Origin of the sequence: Bacillus sp. FSL K6-6038, assembly GCF_038050455.1 — a bacterium.
GTDB lineage: Bacteria > Bacillota > Bacilli > Bacillales > Bacillaceae_G > Bacillus_A > Bacillus_A pseudomycoides.
Map to the genome: position 1 here is coordinate 943,188 of NZ_JBBOUH010000001.1, position 18,199 is coordinate 961,386.

The 18,199-nt window shown below is 32.3% G+C and carries 19 protein-coding genes and 1 pseudogene; 14 read left to right on the forward strand and 6 right to left on the reverse strand.

The window, feature by feature from the left end; translation table 11 throughout:
* The first annotated feature begins 322 nt into the window (after nt 1–322).
* The 3 genes from NSQ40_RS04785 (at nt 323) to NSQ40_RS04795 (ending at nt 2,940) form a co-directional block, all read left to right on the forward strand.
* A complete protein-coding gene (locus NSQ40_RS04785) occupies nt 323–607 on the forward strand; it encodes a sensor histidine kinase (RefSeq protein ID WP_258248665.1) in 285 nt (94 codons plus the stop codon).
* 18 nt (nt 608–625) lie between these two features.
* Nucleotides 626–1,300: a response regulator transcription factor gene (locus NSQ40_RS04790; protein WP_003209947.1), complete on the forward strand. Its 675-nt coding sequence runs from the start codon at nt 626–628 to the stop codon at nt 1,298–1,300.
* A 392-nt stretch (nt 1,301–1,692) separates the two neighbouring features.
* Nucleotides 1,693–2,940 (forward strand): N-acetylmuramoyl-L-alanine amidase family protein, encoded by a 1,248-nt coding sequence (locus NSQ40_RS04795; protein WP_003209948.1) that lies wholly within the window; start codon nt 1,693–1,695, stop codon nt 2,938–2,940.
* 410 nt (nt 2,941–3,350) lie between these two features.
* On the opposite strand, the gene NSQ40_RS04800 is transcribed toward NSQ40_RS04795, so the two are convergent.
* Both NSQ40_RS04800 and NSQ40_RS04805 read right to left on the reverse strand, forming a co-directional pair.
* Entirely contained in the window at nt 3,351–3,650 is a 300-nt protein-coding gene (locus tag NSQ40_RS04800) for a Tn3 family transposase (RefSeq protein ID WP_003204421.1), read from the reverse strand.
* 95 nt (nt 3,651–3,745) lie between these two features.
* The gene (locus NSQ40_RS04805; protein ID WP_041488872.1) at nt 3,746–5,092 is read right to left on the reverse strand and encodes a SpaA isopeptide-forming pilin-related protein; all 1,347 of its coding nucleotides are present in this window, start codon (nt 5,090–5,092) and stop codon (nt 3,746–3,748) included.
* 1,690 nt (nt 5,093–6,782) lie between these two features.
* On the opposite strand from NSQ40_RS04805, the gene nheA reads away from it, so the two are divergent.
* The 3 genes from nheA (at nt 6,783) to nheC (ending at nt 10,603) form a co-directional block, all read left to right on the forward strand.
* Nucleotides 6,783–7,952, forward strand: coding sequence for a non-hemolytic enterotoxin subunit A (nheA, locus tag NSQ40_RS04810; RefSeq protein ID WP_033798411.1), 1,170 nt, complete (start codon nt 6,783–6,785; stop codon nt 7,950–7,952).
* Nucleotides 7,953–8,004: 52 nt separating this feature from the next.
* Nucleotides 8,005–9,171: a non-hemolytic enterotoxin subunit B gene (gene nheB / locus NSQ40_RS04815; protein ID WP_003209430.1), complete on the forward strand. Its 1,167-nt coding sequence runs from the start codon at nt 8,005–8,007 to the stop codon at nt 9,169–9,171.
* Nucleotides 9,172–9,445: 274 nt separating this feature from the next.
* Nucleotides 9,446–10,603 carry a non-hemolytic enterotoxin subunit C gene (gene nheC / locus NSQ40_RS04820; RefSeq protein ID WP_003209429.1) on the forward strand — a complete coding sequence of 386 codons (1,158 nt, stop codon included), beginning with the start codon at nt 9,446–9,448 and terminating at the stop codon, nt 10,601–10,603.
* Between the two features lie 364 nt (nt 10,604–10,967).
* Here the strand turns inward: nheC and NSQ40_RS04825 are convergent, their stop codons facing one another.
* The 3 genes from NSQ40_RS04825 to NSQ40_RS04835 all read right to left on the reverse strand — a co-directional run bounded on the left by NSQ40_RS04825 (nt 10,968) and on the right by NSQ40_RS04835 (nt 13,149).
* Complete coding sequence (locus tag NSQ40_RS04825; RefSeq protein ID WP_170957054.1) at nt 10,968–11,144, reverse strand: hypothetical protein; 177 nt, start codon at nt 11,142–11,144, stop codon at nt 10,968–10,970.
* Nucleotides 11,145–11,447: 303 nt separating this feature from the next.
* Nucleotides 11,448–12,599 (reverse strand): type I restriction endonuclease, encoded by a 1,152-nt coding sequence (locus NSQ40_RS04830; protein ID WP_098188372.1) that lies wholly within the window; start codon nt 12,597–12,599, stop codon nt 11,448–11,450.
* Between the two features lie 202 nt (nt 12,600–12,801).
* On the reverse strand, nt 12,802–13,149 hold the full coding sequence (locus NSQ40_RS04835) for a helix-turn-helix domain-containing protein (RefSeq protein ID WP_018767554.1): 348 nt from the start codon (nt 13,147–13,149) through the stop codon (nt 12,802–12,804).
* Between the two features lie 601 nt (nt 13,150–13,750).
* On the opposite strand from NSQ40_RS04835, the gene NSQ40_RS04840 reads away from it, so the two are divergent.
* Entirely contained in the window at nt 13,751–13,900 is a 150-nt protein-coding gene (locus NSQ40_RS04840) for a hypothetical protein (RefSeq protein ID WP_170957055.1), read from the forward strand.
* Nucleotides 13,901–13,910: 10 nt separating this feature from the next.
* Here NSQ40_RS04840 and NSQ40_RS04845 read toward each other — a convergent pair whose 3' ends face one another.
* Nucleotides 13,911–14,261, reverse strand: coding sequence for a helix-turn-helix domain-containing protein (locus NSQ40_RS04845; protein WP_018767556.1), 351 nt, complete (start codon nt 14,259–14,261; stop codon nt 13,911–13,913).
* Nucleotides 14,262–14,390: 129 nt separating this feature from the next.
* On the opposite strand from NSQ40_RS04845, the gene NSQ40_RS04850 reads away from it, so the two are divergent.
* From NSQ40_RS04850 to NSQ40_RS04880, 7 genes and pseudogenes are all read left to right on the forward strand, one after another.
* On the forward strand, nt 14,391–14,648 hold the full coding sequence (locus NSQ40_RS04850; protein WP_258248666.1) for a helix-turn-helix transcriptional regulator: 258 nt from the start codon (nt 14,391–14,393) through the stop codon (nt 14,646–14,648).
* A gap of 5 nt (nt 14,649–14,653) precedes the next feature.
* Nucleotides 14,654–15,427, forward strand: a complete 774-nt coding sequence (locus NSQ40_RS04855; RefSeq protein ID WP_018767558.1) for a phage repressor protein/antirepressor Ant — start codon at nt 14,654–14,656, stop codon at nt 15,425–15,427.
* Nucleotides 15,428–16,033: 606 nt separating this feature from the next.
* On the forward strand, nt 16,034–16,234 hold the full coding sequence (locus tag NSQ40_RS04860; RefSeq protein WP_018767560.1) for a hypothetical protein: 201 nt from the start codon (nt 16,034–16,036) through the stop codon (nt 16,232–16,234).
* A gap of 1 nt (nt 16,235) precedes the next feature.
* The gene (locus NSQ40_RS04865) at nt 16,236–16,412 is read left to right on the forward strand and encodes a hypothetical protein (RefSeq protein WP_018767561.1); all 177 of its coding nucleotides are present in this window, start codon (nt 16,236–16,238) and stop codon (nt 16,410–16,412) included.
* A gap of 15 nt (nt 16,413–16,427) precedes the next feature.
* Nucleotides 16,428–16,511: pseudogene (locus NSQ40_RS04870) on the forward strand (DUF1071 domain-containing protein); the annotation flags it as partial.
* 97 nt (nt 16,512–16,608) lie between these two features.
* A complete protein-coding gene (locus NSQ40_RS04875; protein ID WP_018767563.1) occupies nt 16,609–17,457 on the forward strand; it encodes a conserved phage C-terminal domain-containing protein in 849 nt (282 codons plus the stop codon).
* Entirely contained in the window at nt 17,393–18,199 is an 807-nt protein-coding gene (locus NSQ40_RS04880) for an ATP-binding protein (protein ID WP_018767564.1), read from the forward strand. Before NSQ40_RS04875 ends, NSQ40_RS04880 begins: the two co-directional genes overlap by 65 nt.

Genomic DNA, 18,199 nt, shown 5'->3' on the forward strand with positions numbered 1-18,199 from the left:
CTCTATGAAGATATGATGCAACTTTTAGGGTGGAGAATTTCATAATGAATTTGTTAAAGAATTTTAAACTATATATACATCAATTAAAAAACGGACATAAAACCCCTCTTTTTAGGTAAGAGAGAGCATCTGGCCATGCATAGAAGCGGTCAGGGCCTTTTTCTGCCACATGCGAAGTAAAAACAGAAAGCGCAAACGAGTGTAGGTTACTTTTTATTCTGTATAGCAGGGATTTAGATGTCGAAAAATTAATTCACAAATTCGGTTTCAACTAAAGGAAAAAGGAGAATTCTCTGAATGGTCTGAGGACATTAGCATTGTAATGTTCCGTATTCTTCAGGAATCCATTACAAATGTAATACGTCATTCTGGTGCCAATGAAGTAGATGTATGTATACAAGAACATGCACAAGAATTATCGCTCATTGTTTCCGATAATGGACAATTTTTAAGTGGAAATTTATACCAAAATGGTTTTGGAGTAAAAGGAATGATTGAACGGTGTCAATCTGTTGGGAGAACTTGTAATTTTTCGGTTAATTCAGACGGGGGATTGAAGGTGGAAGCGATTATTCCTTTAATGAATCGTGTATGTGATGAAGCCTAGAGATAGGAGGGACGACGAATGAAAACGATAAAAAAAATTCGAATCATGTTAGTGGACGATCAACCAATCATCAGACAAGGGCTGACGTATATATTTAATAGTCAATCAGATATGGAAGTTGTAGGTGAAGCAGATAATGGTAAGGATGCCGTAAAGATTGTTTTGCGCTGCATACCTGATATCGTGTTGATGGATGTACAAATGCCGCAGGCGACCGGCATTGATGCAACTCGCAATATTGTGCAATCTTTGCCAGATACAAAAATAATATTGTTGACAACCTTTGATGTGCAAGACTATGTATTCGATGGGATTCGTGCTGGTGCCGCCGGATATTTATTAAAGGATACTCAAACGAAAGAGCTATTAGATGGTGTACGCTCTATACAGCGCGGTGCCACTTTATATAATAGCATGACAGCGAAACAAGCGCTCGCAAAGATTATAAATTCTAGAGATAATATTTCAACAAATCAGCCTAAGGCTTCATCTTTTATAGAACCATTAACAGATCGAGAAATTGAGATATTGCAACTCATAGCATATGGAAAGAAGAATAAAGAAATAGCAAATATACTGTATATTTCAGAAGGAATTGTTAAAACCCATGTACATAACATTAATCAGAAACTTGAGGTGACAGACCGCACGCAAGCTGTAGTTTTAGGGATTTGTATGCAATTAGTAAGATAAATTGTTCTGAGATAGAGAATTCGATTTATTATAAAGGGGGGAAGATACACTTTTGTAAAGATAATATTGGGGTAGCACCACATCGCCATCAACCTAAGAAAACAGGTCACCCCCCATAACGAAAATTTTACCTTTTTACAGTTATTTATGAGAATTCGACTCATCTTTTTCGTTTTTGGGACAATTAATCCCTTAAGTTGATAGATGTGTAATGATACTTACATTGTAACTGGAAAGTAACAATAATTACATTAATGGATATTTTGTGTCGTTAAATTAAAAAAAGATTACATTTTTGTTACAAAACCTATTGATTATATTTAAATATCATAATATAATTCTGTTTGTGGAAATAAAAACTAAAATTATTCATTATTTAGGGGATATGGAAAATGAAGAAAGCTATTTTACCAGTTTTAATGTCTGCAATGTTTGTAGTGCCTGCAGTATCTCATGCTGAAAACCAAGAAGCTGTAAAACAACTTACTCCAAAAACAGAACAGGCAATGCAGAAAACAGGGTGGGTAAAAGAGGGAAATACATGGTATTTCTATGATCAAAATAGTGTGAAGAAAACAGGGTGGTTAAAAGATAATGGTACATGGTATTACTTGAATGCGGATGGAGCAATGAAAAGTAATGGCTGGTTAAGTGATGCTGGAAAGTGGTACTACTTTGCTGAAAGTGGAGCAATGAAAACGGGTAATATTTTTAATCAAGGTTCATGTTATTTATTAGGAGCAGACGGTGCGTTATATACGAACGAAGGCTGGGTTCAGTACGAAGGAGAATGGTATTACGTTCACCAAGGAGGAAACTTACACGAGGGCTATCTTGAATATAATGGTAAGATATACTACATGAATCCAGGCTCTGGAGATATGAAAGTAAACAATTGGATAGGTTCACATCCTGATGGTAATTATTTCTTATCTGATGGAGCAATGGCAACTGGTTGGAATTTGATTAATAATGAATGGTACTACTTCGAAGAAAGCCGGACGCATTTTAATACTCATAATGGTTGGCTAAGTTATAAAGGAAGCTGGTATTACTTTGTGGCTTCTAAGATGAAAACAGGTTGGATTGAAGATAATGGGAATTGGTACTACCTGAATGCAGATGGAACGATGAAAACAGGCTGGTTAAAAGATAAGGGCACATGGTATTACTTAAATGCAAATGGTACAATGAAAAGCTCAGCTAATGGGTGGGACGAAGGTTGGTTAGATGAGGGAGGAAAGCGTTACGTTTTCGCTGACAGTGGTGCCATGTGGACAGGGAAAATGTGTGAAGGAGGTACTTGTTGGTACTTCAATCCAGATGGATCAATGTTTACAGGCTGGAAATTAATTGATGGTGAATGGTATTACTTTGATGATAAAACTGGAGCAAGCCACGCAGGTTGGCTAAGTTATAACGGGAAATGGTATTACTTTTATGATGGCCCGATGACAACAGGCTGGGTGCAAGATAATGGCACATGGTATTACATGAATACAGATGGAACGATGAAAACAGGATGGCTACAAGAAAATAGCACATGGTATTATTTACAGTCTAGCGGTGCGATGGCAACAGGTAAACATTTCATTGATGGGAAATGGTATTCATTCAAAGATAACGGCGTTATGATGTAACAAAGGTTTTTTTATTGAATAAATGACATCAGATATCTATTTTAAGATATTTCTATAATGAAAAAAGACACCTGTGAAGGTGTTTTTTTCATCTCTTCTTATTAATCTAGGAAGAATAACGTTTATAACAATAATGGGTAGTAAGTACTTTTAAGTTGATGGTAATGGGGTAGCACCACATACCCATCAACTTAAGGTTTTAATATCCCCCCTAAATGAAAATTTTCTTGCTCTGTAGTTAGTTATTTGGAAAAGTTAGCTCTTTTTTTTCGTTTTTGGGGTGTTTACTTTTCTTAGCTTGATGGCGATGGGGTAGCACCACACATCCATCAACTTAAGCATTTAGGCTATTCTTAAAGTAAAAAGCACGTTACTATTCTCTTATGTTAATGAGAATAGTAACGTGCTTTTTATGAATATACATCAGTTTGAAATGAACTCAATATATAATCTTTTATATTAAATCGATACTCACTTAAAAAGTTGATATGCTCCCATCCTAATGATGAGATATGTTTTAATAGTTCTTCATTAAACTCATACTTACTTTTTAACATTTCTACAGATTTACTTAAATATACGGCGTTCCATATAATAATGGAATTAATCGGAATACTTAATAAATCCGCTCGTTGTATTTGATCCTGGAGAGCACGTTTAGGTATATCATATAGCTTTTTCATAATTGCATTTATTGCAAGCGTTTTCAATTTTAGGGATTGTTATAATCTACATTTTTCACAAAACATTTCTTAGCATATTTAACTTTAAGCATTGGTAACAAAACCCTTATTGTTTATAGTTTTTAACTATGATTTTTCCCTATTTTTAATATATAGATTCCTAAAATAATAAATCCTAGTCCTACAAAAGGGACAGTTGGAAACTTCGTTCCTGTTGATGGCAGGTGATGCTTTTCCTTACTTGCAAGATCATTTTCCATTGCGCGCTCTTTACTTTGTATATCATAAGATTGTTTAGCATTTCCATATGTAGCATGCACTTTTTTAATTTCCAGGCCACTTGTTATTTTTTGATTCTTTATTTCTATTTCTGCTATCTCGCCAGTTTTTACTTCCATTTTTTTTATTGTAGGATCAAGTACATAACCTTCTGGAGCCTGAATTTCTTTTACAACATACGTACCGGTAGGAAGTTTATTTAATGTAGCAATCCCATTCTCAGTTGTAGTGATTTCTTGTCTAAAATCCCCATTTTCACTTACAACCTCAAACACTGCCCCTTTTAAAGCCTCTCTATTTTCTCCTACCTTCATAATTTTTAATGACCCTAAAAATCCCCATCTTACTACTATATCTGTACTGCTTTTTTCACTCATTCTTGGTAATAAAGCAGTTACATCTTGAATCCTTTGTTGGCCATCAAAGGTAACTGCTTGTAAGCTCTGCAATTTTGCATTTACTCTGATCTTGAAATTTCCACTTGTTGCGTTTTTGGGAATCATAACTTTAAATTTTTCCTCTATAGAGAATTCATTCTTTTTTTCACCTTGTTCATTTATAATTTTAGCTCCTTCTGGTGCACCCTCCATTTGAACTGAGTATACTCCAGATACTGAATTTGATTGAACTCTATATAAATTTGTTTCGAAATATTCCCCATTTTGCTCTACAGTTTGTTTTCCAGTAGGTATTACGTTCAAATATGTTTCCTGAACTTCAGTACCTTTAGAAGCTTTTTCTACCAAATGCTTTACAAGGTTATATACCTGTTGGTTTTCTGGCTTTGAATCGGCAATTTCAATTTTTTTAGATGCAATCCAGATAGCTAGTTGAGTTGCATAGTAGGCTTCCTCTTTTGTAGAAACTCCTAATTCAGCCGGCGTTTTTTGAGGGTATCCATAAAGTAAGACACGATATACAAAATCATTCTCTTTTCCAATTTCAGAAAGATCATCTCCATTAGGTGAATTCAGATCAGGTGATAAACAATATGCAACATCTTTTGATGACGTTCTTAGTAAGTCTGCCTTTACCTTTACTTCAGTACCTTTGAATTTAATATAATTCCAGTTCATTTGAAACTTTTCTTGATGTATTATCTCGGCTGCTGCTTGTGGAATAGAAACCCCTAGCAACATAATGATTAAACTTATAATTCCAAAACATTTTGTTAACATTCTACGTTTCATTTCATTCCCACCATTCATCAAATTTTCAGGAAAAACTTTACATGCTGATTATATTTGCTGTAAAAGAATATTAGTTTGATTATTCAGAAATTTATAGGTGTAAATAATGATTGTGTTATAATTTCATATTTTCTTATAATCTTTATCGTTTAATTGGATTTACCATATTTGTTAAAGATACTACTTACTTAACTAAATGTACGGGCGTAAATATTATTCTATACAATTAAAAACTAATTCAAAAAATCAATTTTTAGAATTTAAATCTATGTATTTAAAAATAAATACACTTAACAATCCACCTATTAAATGAATGTTTTTTCTATTCAACTTACCTTCACAAAACACCGTCTGTATTTTTGGGGAATTTAGCTATATTTTGCTTTTATAATTTTTAGAGAATACATGGCTTGCAATTCTTTTTTTATGTTATGATATTTTGTTTATTGATTCTTGTACAAGAATATACTTCTCAAAAGTAAAATAATTTTAATCCTTTATCATTCTTTTAGCTGTTTATATACATTCATGGATAGATTGAAAATCATATATACGCATGTGCATTGTAACTTAGACGGTTAATACACGGGACCATCAAACTGTTCCAACAGAAACATAAGGGACACTATTTGATGACTGGTTTGACAATTTTATTATATAACAAATATTAACAATTAAAGATTTTAATTTTTAAAATTGTGTGAATTAATAAAATAAAAAAATATCTTATTTTTAATTCCTGAAAAATCCCAATGTTTCATTTCACATAAACTACTTGGTTCTGGTGCAAAAAATACTATCATTGTGTACACTGAAAATATTCATAAATAAAGGACGTGTACGACGATGAAAAAACCAGTGGATTTTAAAGGGACTTTTTTAGGTTTCTACATAATTGGAAATATCCTAAGTTTCGGTAATTTGATGAAAGACTTTTGGAGCAAATCACCAAAGAAGATGTAATTATGCATACCCAAATAAAGGGGATGTCTATACATTGTGTGATTAAATTATATTAATAATATTTAAATATTATTTAAATTTTTCTGCAGATTATAATAGTTATTTTTTTGCTGAATATATCAAGTTGTAACTATTATAATTGCTGAAATGAAATTAAGAAATAATTTTAGAAATATAATATTTTTACTAATATTAATACGTAATAATCGAATTAATAAATATATTCGACAAAATTCTACTATTTACGCATTGGAAATTTAATGTTTTAATAAAGGTGTAATTGGTATGACCACTGGGGAGAGGAGAAGATTATACGAATAAAAGTGCAGTAAAGTTGCAAGTAACATTATGTCAAGTTAATTTTCGGAACACTCAGTTAATTACGTTTGGAAACGATCTAGAATCACAAAATTATCACATTTGTAAAAAATAGCATTCTAAGTCTCTACATAGCAATTAGGATCTTATTTTATTCCGAGATGAAAGTATAAGCAATGTACAGCATAATTTCATCTTTTGTAATCTTGTAGAGACCATGCAGACAAAACTAGGGGGAATAATGTACAAATATTTATAATCTATATTTAGGTTCCCATAATATACATCTTTATAACAATCTATAACGATTAACGGTTGTGAGGCTAGATTTCATATTAATAAAAATTAAACCTTTAAAATTTAGTCCAACTATTTTATCAAAAAACACCAATTAATAGGAGGAATTACCATGAAAAAAGCGTTAGTCGCAGGGTTATTAGTTACAGCAGTATCTACAAGTTGCTTCTTACCTGTAAATACTTTTGCAGAAAGTAAAACAACTTATTTACAACTAACAAGTAGTACAAATCAAGTTGCTATGAATAGGTTATCAGATTCGATTAAGACATTAGGATCACAGACGCCATTAATTCAAGGATATGGGCTAATCATATTAAAGCAACCAAACCTTGAAGTAACTGCTATACCTGGAATAACAACTGATCAAGGTACTGCAAGAAACCATGTTCAAGACTGGCTGGATAAATATAATCCAAAACTATTCAATGTAAATCAAGACCTGCAGGATTTTGGGACAAGATTTACAAATTATTATGATATATTGGTTGAACTAGCTGGAAAAGTGAATGACGATTCGCAAGCAAAAGAAGACTTTGTAAGTATTTTTAATGCACTTCAAGATCAAATGCAAGCAATTCAGTATGATATGAAAGGAGCTTCAGTAGACTTAAACAATTATAAAAATGACTTGGTTGAAGATAGTAAGAGCTTTTCTAGTAAAGTTAGCAGAGCGATTGAACTTTATAAGGGATCAGGCGGAGACATTGAAAAATTCAGAACGGAAATTAGACAACTTGATGAAAACATTCAAGATGATTATACAAAACTTCTAGCTCTACCAAAAGAAAATGTAAAAGGTTCTATAAATATTGGAAAGACGGTTATTGATATTTGGATAGACGCAGGTAAGGATCAAACTTTAGACACATCTAATTTGGAAGTGATTTATAACCAAGTTGGACAAGTCCAAAATGATGAAGTAACAAAACTGAATAATGATGTTCGTCAGAAGCAACAACAAAAAATTCTATTGCTACAAAAATTATCGAAAATTGAAGTGCAAGCAACTCAAATGACACTTATTGATCTACAGTTAAATAACTTTACAAGAGTAGTTAAAAAGCAAATTGAGAGTTTTGACAAGCTAGTAAGTAGTTGGGACATTTTTAATGACACAATGATTCAAATGAAGAGAAGTCTTAGTACTGATGTGAAAATAGATTCTAATGCATTACAAGCACAATTAAAAGAACTCAAAACGTTTACGGATGAATTGAATAAACAAACAACGGAATATGAAAATAGTGTTACAAACATAAAAGTAACAGAGGCAAAATAGTAGAATGAAGAAAAAAATTCTTAATAATATAATATAAGGAGATAGGAATATTATGAAAAAACCTTATAAAGTAATGGCTTTATCTACATTAATTGCAACAATCGCAGCGGGTAGCATTACGCCATCATATGTTTCGGCAGCGGAAAATACAACAAAATCAGCACCTATTTATGCAGGTGCAGAAAATAACTCCCCTGAGTACCCTGAGTATTCACTTGGACCAGAAGGGCTTAAAGATGCGTTAGAGAAAACTGGATCCAATATGTTGGTAATGGATCTGTATGCTTTAACTATTGTTAAACAAGCAAATGTTAATTTTGATGGTTTAACTGTAATTAACAATGATTTACAAAAAAGCATTAAGGACAACCACGATGCTTCTAAAAAAAATGCAAAACAATGGTTAGATGGTTTGAAACCGCAAATAATCCAGACGAATCAAAATATTATCAATTATAATACACAATTTCAAAATTATTATGATGTTTTGGTAGAATCTGTAAATAATAATGACAAAGAAACGCTAAAAGCTGTGCTTACAAGTTTAGATGATAGTATTTCAGAGAATAAAGGTGCAGTGGACAGGTTAGTGCAAGATTTGAAAGCCTTTCGCGGCAAATTAGAACTGGATACACAAAATTTAAAAACTGATGCTAACAAAATCACAGATATTTTATCTGGTCAAGATGCTGGAATTCCATTGATGCAGAAACAAATCGAAACAAATCAAACATTAATTGATGAGAATAACAAGGTTTATATTGGATCTTCGGTTGCAACTGCTCTCGGTGCATACTTAACTGCTACAGTTATCTTTGCGCCTATTGGTGCAGGTGCATTAGGAGGCGGGATATACGGAGTTGTTACATCGCAGCAGCAGATAAAGAAAGCACAAGAAGAGATTAAAAATCTAACAGAAAATATTTCCACTGCAAAACAACAGGTAGCTAAGTTAACGATCTTGAAAAATAATACTAATAATTTAACAGAAACAATTGATGCAGCTATTACTGCCCTTGAAAATGTAAAGAATCAGTGGCAGACAATGGGGGCAAAATATAAATCATTGAATGACAATGTTGACAGAATTAACCCAGACAAGCTTGCTACTATTATAAAAGTAGATCTGAAGATAGCTAAAGGTAGCTGGGAACAGGTTAACAAGTATGCTGAAAATATTCAAAAGGCTGAGATTTCATTCGTAGAAGAGAAAAAATAATATTACTTCAAGAAATTGCCGAAGTAATGAAAAATATAATATACTGACTTTCCCTTTTGAAGAACACATAATGTGAGTCTCCTGTTCAAGTTTGAACAGGAGATTTCCTATATAGTTATGAAACTTGATAAAGGTTATAGAATAAGAAAGTATGAAAACCCCTATTTTAATATGTTGTTTTATTTGCAATGATCGTAATTCATTAGAAGTAAAGAATAGAAGCTTATCAATTTAAAAAAATACGTGATACATTTGAGAGAATAGGTGAAAAAAGGTGAATAAAAAATTGTATAAGAAAGTTATTTTATCAACGATCATTACTGGAATGGCAGCGAGTAATGTAATCCCACTTCATACCTTTGCAGCAGAACAAGCTGTGCAAAATAGTGTGTCCCAACAGCAAGAAGATAGTAAGAGCTATTCTCTTGGTCCTGATAAATATAAAGAAGTAATGGAGAAAATGGGGGCAAGTATCCTTACAATGGATTCATATGCTCAAACAATTCGTAATCAAGAACAGACAGATTTAAGTAAAATAAGTTCTATAAATGGTAATTTACAAGCAAACATGATTCAGCATCAAAAGGATGCGCAAAGGAATGCAACATATTGGTTAGATAATCTAAAGCCTGATATTATGAAAACGAATCAGAATAGTGTAAGTTATAATGATACCTTTCAAGCGAGTTATGATCAATTACTAGCTGCTTTAGATCAAAAAGATACAGTGGCATTTAAAAATGAACTGGAGAAATTATATAATAGTATTTTGAAAAATAGCCAAGAAGTGGATGGACTACTAGAAAAGTTGAAAACATTTCGAAATACAATGGCTGAAGATACAAGAAGTTTTAAAGACGATTCTAATCAATTGAAGTCTATTTTAGAAAGTACGAACGCCGGTATTCCACTTCTACAACAACAAATCAGTAATTATAATAATATAATTAAAGAAAACTATGATAAGCGTGGTGGCTATATAGCTTTATCTGTATTTATACCTCCAGTTGGTATACCATTGATTGTCACTGCTGACAAGAATATCGCATCTGCACAACAAGAAATAGAACAATTAAAGTCCAGAATTTCTGGAGCAGAGGCAGAATTAGTTATTTTGACAGATGCCAAAAATAAAACGGAACATATGACTGCAACAATTGATACAGCTATTACTGCTCTTCAAAATATATCAAATCAGTGGCATACAATAGGATCAAAATATGATTCTTTACTAAAAAATGTTAATAACATTAACCCAGACCAGCATGCTTTATTAAAAATAGATTTGAAGATAGCGAAGGATAGCTGGCAGGACCTTAAAAATTATGCAGATAAATTATATGAAGGTGCTAAGATTGTACAAAATGGAGAGATTGTACAAATAGGACAACCAATAGAAGGGATTGTACAAAAAGGACCGGATTGCACCTGAATACATGTAAATAATATTAAAAACATACAACCTTGTATTTGTTGGCAAGGTTGTATGTTTTTTTATAGAGATGTAACAACTTCAGGTACCGTCAATATTTTTGTGTAAATAAAGAATTCCTTTTCTTGTAGGGGAACGGAAACCATTCTGGGTATGAGGGGTCACCCTGGGATTTAATTACAAATTAAAAAAGAACTTTATTCAAGTTCTTTTAATCTACGATACAGAACCTAAACACTCATGTAAGCATCCAAATAGGTTGCTTTTTTCTCTGTTGTTATAGAAACTACATAATAAAAATAAAATTCAATAAAGTAGACATTAATTAAATATTCCCCCTATAGCTAGCTTTTGATAAAGTACCTTATTCTGATACTGTAAGGAATGAAATATCAGTCTGAAAGATTAGTACATCATATTCTTCAAATAATTGTTTGTTTACTTTTTCCCAATAAATTTCTTCATTATATAAGTAAAAAAGAGATAAGAACACTTTAATTACGTGCATTATCTCTTTTCGAATATATATGGTATATCCCATGTAAAATTACCACATATTTTAATGGGACTTACAGTTTGCTCTTCAACAAAAATTATACCTCATTTTTTGTGAAAATATGCAATTTTAACTTTTCGTAAAATACATCATGGAAACATCTGTAATATGGACGTGTTGAAATATTATTGTTAGATATATCTATAATCTCATATTGGGGTACTGCCACATCACAATCAAGCTAAGAAAAGCGAATACCCTAAAACGAAAAAATAAGCTTTTTTGTTACAACTATTTTGTCAGATTCTGTCGAGGGAAATAAAAAAAAGAGAGCCGAAACCCTCTTTTTTACGCACTAGTTACAATTTGGTCATAACAAGATAGGATTAATGCTTCTAATTTTTTTAGATCGTGAACATCGTTAATAAAAATTCTACTTACTCCCTGAGACTTAGGTGCTTGTTCAACTACAAAATTAGGACACAATTGTTTAGTAGTTTCTAAGTCTAATCTTACAACTAAGGATTTTGATTCACTTTCAAGGAATAGACGTATAAACCATTTTGTAATTACACGATTCATAATTCCGAAATAACTAATAGTATCTTTATATTTAACGTCACTAATGTCTCTTTGATTTTTAACTAAAATTTCTTTAACGATATCAAAAGCAATTAGTTCATCATCAGTAGTAATAATTCTATCGTTTTTGTTTTCCTTAATAATTTCTTCAACTATTTCAGTTGAAGAAGCAACTTCAGCTACACTTTTTTCGATTGTCTCAGTTACTGTTGGCTCTTTTGGAGTCAAGCCGTCACTGATTATCTCTAATAACGTTTGGTTAATTGCTTTTTTTACAATTGGTCTGAATCGATCTAAAACATTGTTTGTGATTCTAGTTGAGCTAAAATCTTTAATTAGAAAACGAAGGAAATCATCTGAAGGATTCTTAAATAATTCTTTAATTATGGAATTTAAATTAGTCATATAGATAAGCTCTTCAGCATATTTAACAATTCCCTCAGCTTCAAAATTTTCTTTTGTAAAAGTTTCAATTGTTTCTATATCCACATTACTTAAATTATCCATGTTAAATGTAAAGAAAGGTTGTTCATCCATAACATTGTCATTAGTTAGATCAGTGTAAAACTTGTACTCTACACCATTAGTAAGTACCCCTACTTTGACATCTGGTAAAGCGTTGAAATACCTAGACAATTGAGCGTCATGTTTAAGTAGATTCTCAGTTACAGATTTTGCCTCAATTAAAATAATAGGAACTCCATTTTTAAAAACAGCGTAATCCACCTTTTCCCCTTTTTTAGCTCCAAAATCTGCAATGTACTCGGGTCTAACTTCTAAAGGATTAAAAACGTCATAACCTAATTTTTGTAAAAAAGGAATGATTAATGATTGTTTAGTCATCTCTTCGTTAGTTATGTATTCTTTTCGTTCTAAAATTTGGTTAGCTATTTTGTTTATATCATTTCTGAACTCCATATTGAATTTCCCCTTAACTTTAATATTTTATAGTTCGGAATATTAATAATATTCCACTATAAAAATCCATAATATAACAGAATTTCTAAATATAAATAAGTAGGTTATTTATTTTCTATAGAATTCGGACAAATAAAAAAGAGAGCAAATTGCTCCCTTACCACTGTTCAATGGAAAAGATTTCTTTTATTTTGAAATCAAATCACAATATATCTTTGTTGTTTTGCAACATTTTCACGTACAATGAAACTTGCTTTGCAAAACGACCTTGCTGACGTCCATCGAGTTCCTCATAAGCCCTTTGGACATCATTAAACAGTAATTCTAGTAACGCATCTTCTTTCTCGTTTTCGAAGCTAAGAAGACGGTCTATGGAGGTGTTAAAAAACGACGCAAGTACTTTCAAACTTTCAAGATCAGGTTCATGGCGATCCACTTCCCAATTTTTGATTTGTCCACGTGACAACCCTGTTCTATCAGATAATTGTTCTTGCGTTAAACCGAAAGACTTTCTGAAATTTTTAATGTTTTGACCGACTGTAGTTTTCATAGTTTGAGTATAATAATCACTCTATTACTATACCATAATTGGTAGTTATTCTGACTTTTTTGTTATATTTAGGTCGTATTTCTGTTTATAAGAAATAAAAGGAACAAAAGTTCGCTTTTTATGGTAAAATATTCATATAGATGTCTTTAAATGAAAAAATGTAAAAATGCATACTTCTTTCTATGAAATTCAAGAAAAACTGTTATATAAGGATTTTTAAAATCCCTCAAAAATGATAGATTAAGTAATTTTTAACTATATTACATGGAGATAGCGAAAGATGGTGAAGAGGGAAGAGAATATATAGAACAATCAATCGAGAGTTTTTCACAGTATTCTACCGAAAAAAGCCTTAAAACGTTATAGATAAATTATACATAAAAGTTGGTGAAGCACTTGAAAGGTAAGGTTATTAAAGCCATTTTGACAATTGCTACTGTAGTTTGTTTTTCTATCACCGCTTTCCAATTAATTGACACTATCAAATCGATAGTGTCATTTCTGCTCTAAAGGAAATGGAGAGTTCTTGACCCAAAGTGACAAAAGCTCATCATTTTAAGAAAGTCTACATATATTAAAGAGGATATAGGGGGAAGTAGATATGAAAAAAGAGCAATTGGTTAGGGAAGCGGTAAAATTGGGTTTGAAACATGGAACTCCGATTAAAGCAGAAGATATTTTAAAAATGTGTCTAGACGAATCTTATAAGGAAAACCAAATACATAAAAAAGAAGACTGTCACATTAAGTAGTCTTCTTTGATTAGCCATTCTTTTTATTTTGCATATAAGTAACATACATCTCTAACTGTTCCCAAGCTTTCTTTCTCTCATCTTCTGGAAGACTTTCAATTAAAGCTAGTATGTTTTTTCCTTCTTCAGTAACAATCTTGTTTTCTTCTTCGCTCAATTCTGGATCTTCTGATCTACCTAATAAATAATCAGTAGTTACACCGAAATAATCAGCAATCTTTTCTAATGATTCTCGCCCAGGTGACTTTTTTCCCTTTTCAAAATAAGAAATAGCCATTTTAGATACACCAATAGCATTACCAAGTTGCTCTTGCGTTATCTTATTATTCTTCCTAAGTTCTTTAATCTTTTCCCCGATCAATATTAACGCCCCCTTTTATAAAGTGTTTGCGATAAATAAAGTATAAAGTAAACATAGTGTTTACCACAAGTTGAAAATCATATAGTTTTTTGAAAAAAGAACTTGAAATAAACCTTAGGTTTACTTATAATGAAATTACAGGCAACGAAGGGAGGAAATAACTTGCATCAGTTAAAACAAAAACGACTAGAAAAAGGAATGTCTTGCCAAGATGTTGCCAATAAAGTCGGAATTACTAAAATGCACTACTGGTATATCGAAAACAACAAAAGAACATTAAAAATAGACTTAGCGCTAAAAATCGCAATAGCTCTTGAGGAAAATCCTAAAGAACTTTTTTTTAACAATAGAAGTAAACCTGCGGTTTATAAAATGGAAAAGGAGTAAACCAAATGAATGAACTCAAAAAATTTTCACACAGTATGTTCGGGAACTTAGGAATTCTTATTAAAGATGGAAAAGAATACTTTCCGGCAACAGATGTCGCTAAAGCATTAGGGTATTCAAATCCACACAAAGCAATTAAAGATCATTGCAAATCTGAAGGGGTGAACGAAACGTTAGTCTCTACTAATAGTGGACAACAAAGAAAAAAATTCATCAATGAATCCAATTTATACCGCTTAATCGTAAAATCAAAACTTCCACAAGCGGAGCAATTTGAAAAATGGGTATTTGAAGAAGTTCTTCCAACAATCCGTAAACACGGAGCATACATGACAGATCAAGTACTAGAACAAGTGGTAACTAATCCAGACTTCATGATCGGTCTTCTCACTAATTTAAAAGAAGAAAAAGAGAGGCGCTTTGATGCTGAACGAAAAGTATTACAGCAACAACCTTTAGTAACATTTGCTCAAGCAGTCCAAGTTTCAACGAATCTAATCAGCATAAAGCAGTTAGCGATTCTAATGAAACAAAAAGGAATAGAAACAGGTCAAAACAGACTCTTCGAATGGTTGAGAGAAAACGGCTACCTTTGCAAGAAAAGAGGAAGCATGTACAACACACCTACTCAGTATGCAATGGATTTAGGATTATTCGAGTCACAAGAATTTGTAAGAACAAATAGTGAAGGTGAATTCGTAACATCATTCACACCAAAAGTTACAGGAAAAGGCCAGTTTTACTTTATTAATAAGTTTCTTAGTCAGGAGGCGATCTAAGTAGTGGAAGAAAGTACATTCTCACTATTCATGGTAGTGGTGGTTATAGCTTGTTTTGCTGGACTAGGGTATGTGATGGAGCGGATAGACAAATTGTTCATGAAGGATGAGGAGTAATGACCAAAGAGCAGCGTGACAAATACGAAGAAAATCATTGAAATAGTAAACGCATTAAAGGCTAGAGGGTTACATAACAGTGTGGCAATTATTATATAACTCTAGCTAAAAAAGATACATAAAAAGCCCTGTCAAGGGTTACAGGGCATCACTAAGGTTTTGGGTTAAGGGAACACATGACTTTGTACCAATATAATATCACGAACTTTTTATGAAACATCAAAGTGATTTTGACGATTTTAAGAACATATAAAAAAACCTGTACGGGGAGGCACAGGCTTGAAGAAAGAGATATTTCGATATGCACTTCATATTTTATCAGAGACTTATCAAGATTAATACAACAATAATACGTAATATTCAGTCTATATGTTGAGAAATAAAAAACCGTCCTACCCCTAAGACGGTTTTGGAGAAACAAGATAAAAGTATTAGTACTTATATTATAACATATTTTGTTTCTCTTCTTAAATAAGGAGGAATGTGGAAATGATTGAAAATCCGATGTTAATTGGAAATCCTCATGATTCATCAGTGAATGATTCTATTGGGAATTGCGAAGGTTGCTCTCAAGAGATTTATTTTGGTGAAGAGTACTTGGATTTTGAAGGCGATTTTATACACAATTCAACAGAATGCGTTGAGGAATATGTTGTAGGCCATTCCATGAAGAAAGTCGCAGGTGAATAAGATGAATTTACAAAACAAAATCGAAGCTGAAATTCAAATTCTTAGGAGTTTAGTTGAAAGATATAAGCAAAGTGATGAAGATAACACTGCATCGATGGTTGTGGCTTATGAATACGGATTACAGGCACTGATAGAAGTGTATGAAGTTAGCAAACAAACGGAAGTAACACCATTTTAAAAGAGAGAGATTCATATGACTACTGAAAATTATTTTTCTAAGTTAGCTCAAATAGATTGTTCGGAACATGTTGAAAAGAAAGGGCGATTGAGTACACTACTCCCGATTGCTATCCAGGATACAGAGTAATCAGTGTTAAAGGCGACATAGCGGTATGTGAAAGGGAGAATGCGTGATGATGAAGATGGTGAACTAAATGAGTAGCAACATATTTCAACTAGAAACATTTGCAAGAAGCGGTTATATGGTGCGACTCGCTTATGTTGATATCACTGGGGATTTAATTGCAGGGATTTTATTGGGTCAAATTGTTTACTGGTACATGCCTAATGAACAAGGAAAGAGCAAATTAAGGGTTAAGAATAACGGAGAGTTTTGGCTTGCTAAAGGTCGTGAAGATTGGCGTAACGAGATAAGGATTACTCCTAAACAATATGATCGAGCAATTAAAATCTTAATCGATAAAGGATTTGTAGAAGTTCAAAAGTTCAAATTTAATGGTGCTCCTACAAATCACATTAAATTAAATATTTCCGAAGTTACCGAAAGGGTGAAATGGATTTTAACCTTTGGGGAAATTCCAAATTCCCCTTTGGGTGAAATGGAACTTACCGAAACAGTAAATTCTTTAACAGAGATTACTACAGAGACTACAACAAAGAGTACTACATTAGAAGATAATATGTCTTCTGACCAAAAAGAACGGTCAAAAGACTGCATCCCTTATGAAGATATTGTTTCTTATCTTAATGAAAAAGCAGGTAAATCTTATAAATACAAAACAGCCAAAACAAAAGACCTAATTAAAGCGAGATTTAATCAAGGTTTTACTATAGAAGATTTCAAGAAAGTAATTGATATAAAAGCTTCTCATTGGTTAACAGATGAAGAGTATAACCAATATTTAAGACCATCAACATTATTCGGAACGAAATTTGAAGAATACTTAAACCAACAACCTAAAAAAGGAGCGAGTTCGAATGCAAGTAGTGGCAAAGATAGTAGATTCATCAGTAAATATGACTTTACCAAAGGTCGCAAATGAAAGATGTGATTTATGTAGAAGGAAAAAGTTTCTTGATGAAAATAACAAAACTTATTGCTGGCATTGCAAAGAAATCGCTCCTCAGGACGTCCAGTTAGCTCAGGAAACGCTTGTAATACAAAAGAGGAACCAAGTCATTAGTTTATACGATTCATTCGCAGATAATAGCCTAATCAATGACAAATTAAAGAAGGCTACTTTTGATAACTATGCACCACCTACAAAGGAATTAGCAGATGCTAAAGAGACAATCATGAACTTCGTTTTTACATATAGCAAAGAAGATCCAACGAGCATGATTATAACTGGAGATTACGGAGTGGGTAAAAGTCATTTGTGCGTAGCAGCTACAAAGGAATTAATGAAGCGTGGATATAGTGCAATGTTCATCCAAATGAATAAGCTGTTTACCAAAATCAAATCTACATGGAATAAAAATAGTGAATTAACAGAGGACAAGCTTATGTCTCTCCTTGCTAAAGTAGACCTACTTATTATCGATGATTTTGGAGCAGAGTTTACAGAAAAAGATAAAGAGGGCGTTACCTGGAAGCAAACGAAGACAAATGAAATTGTAGATAGTCGTATAGGAAAAAGTACTTTATTTACAACAAATTTCAACGTAGGCCAATTAGCAGAAATGTACGGAGAACGAGATTTTAGCAGAATGATGGAAAACGCAGAAATGCTAGAAATGTTTGGCGATAATTATAGATTGCGAAACTTCAAAAAGGGGGAATAA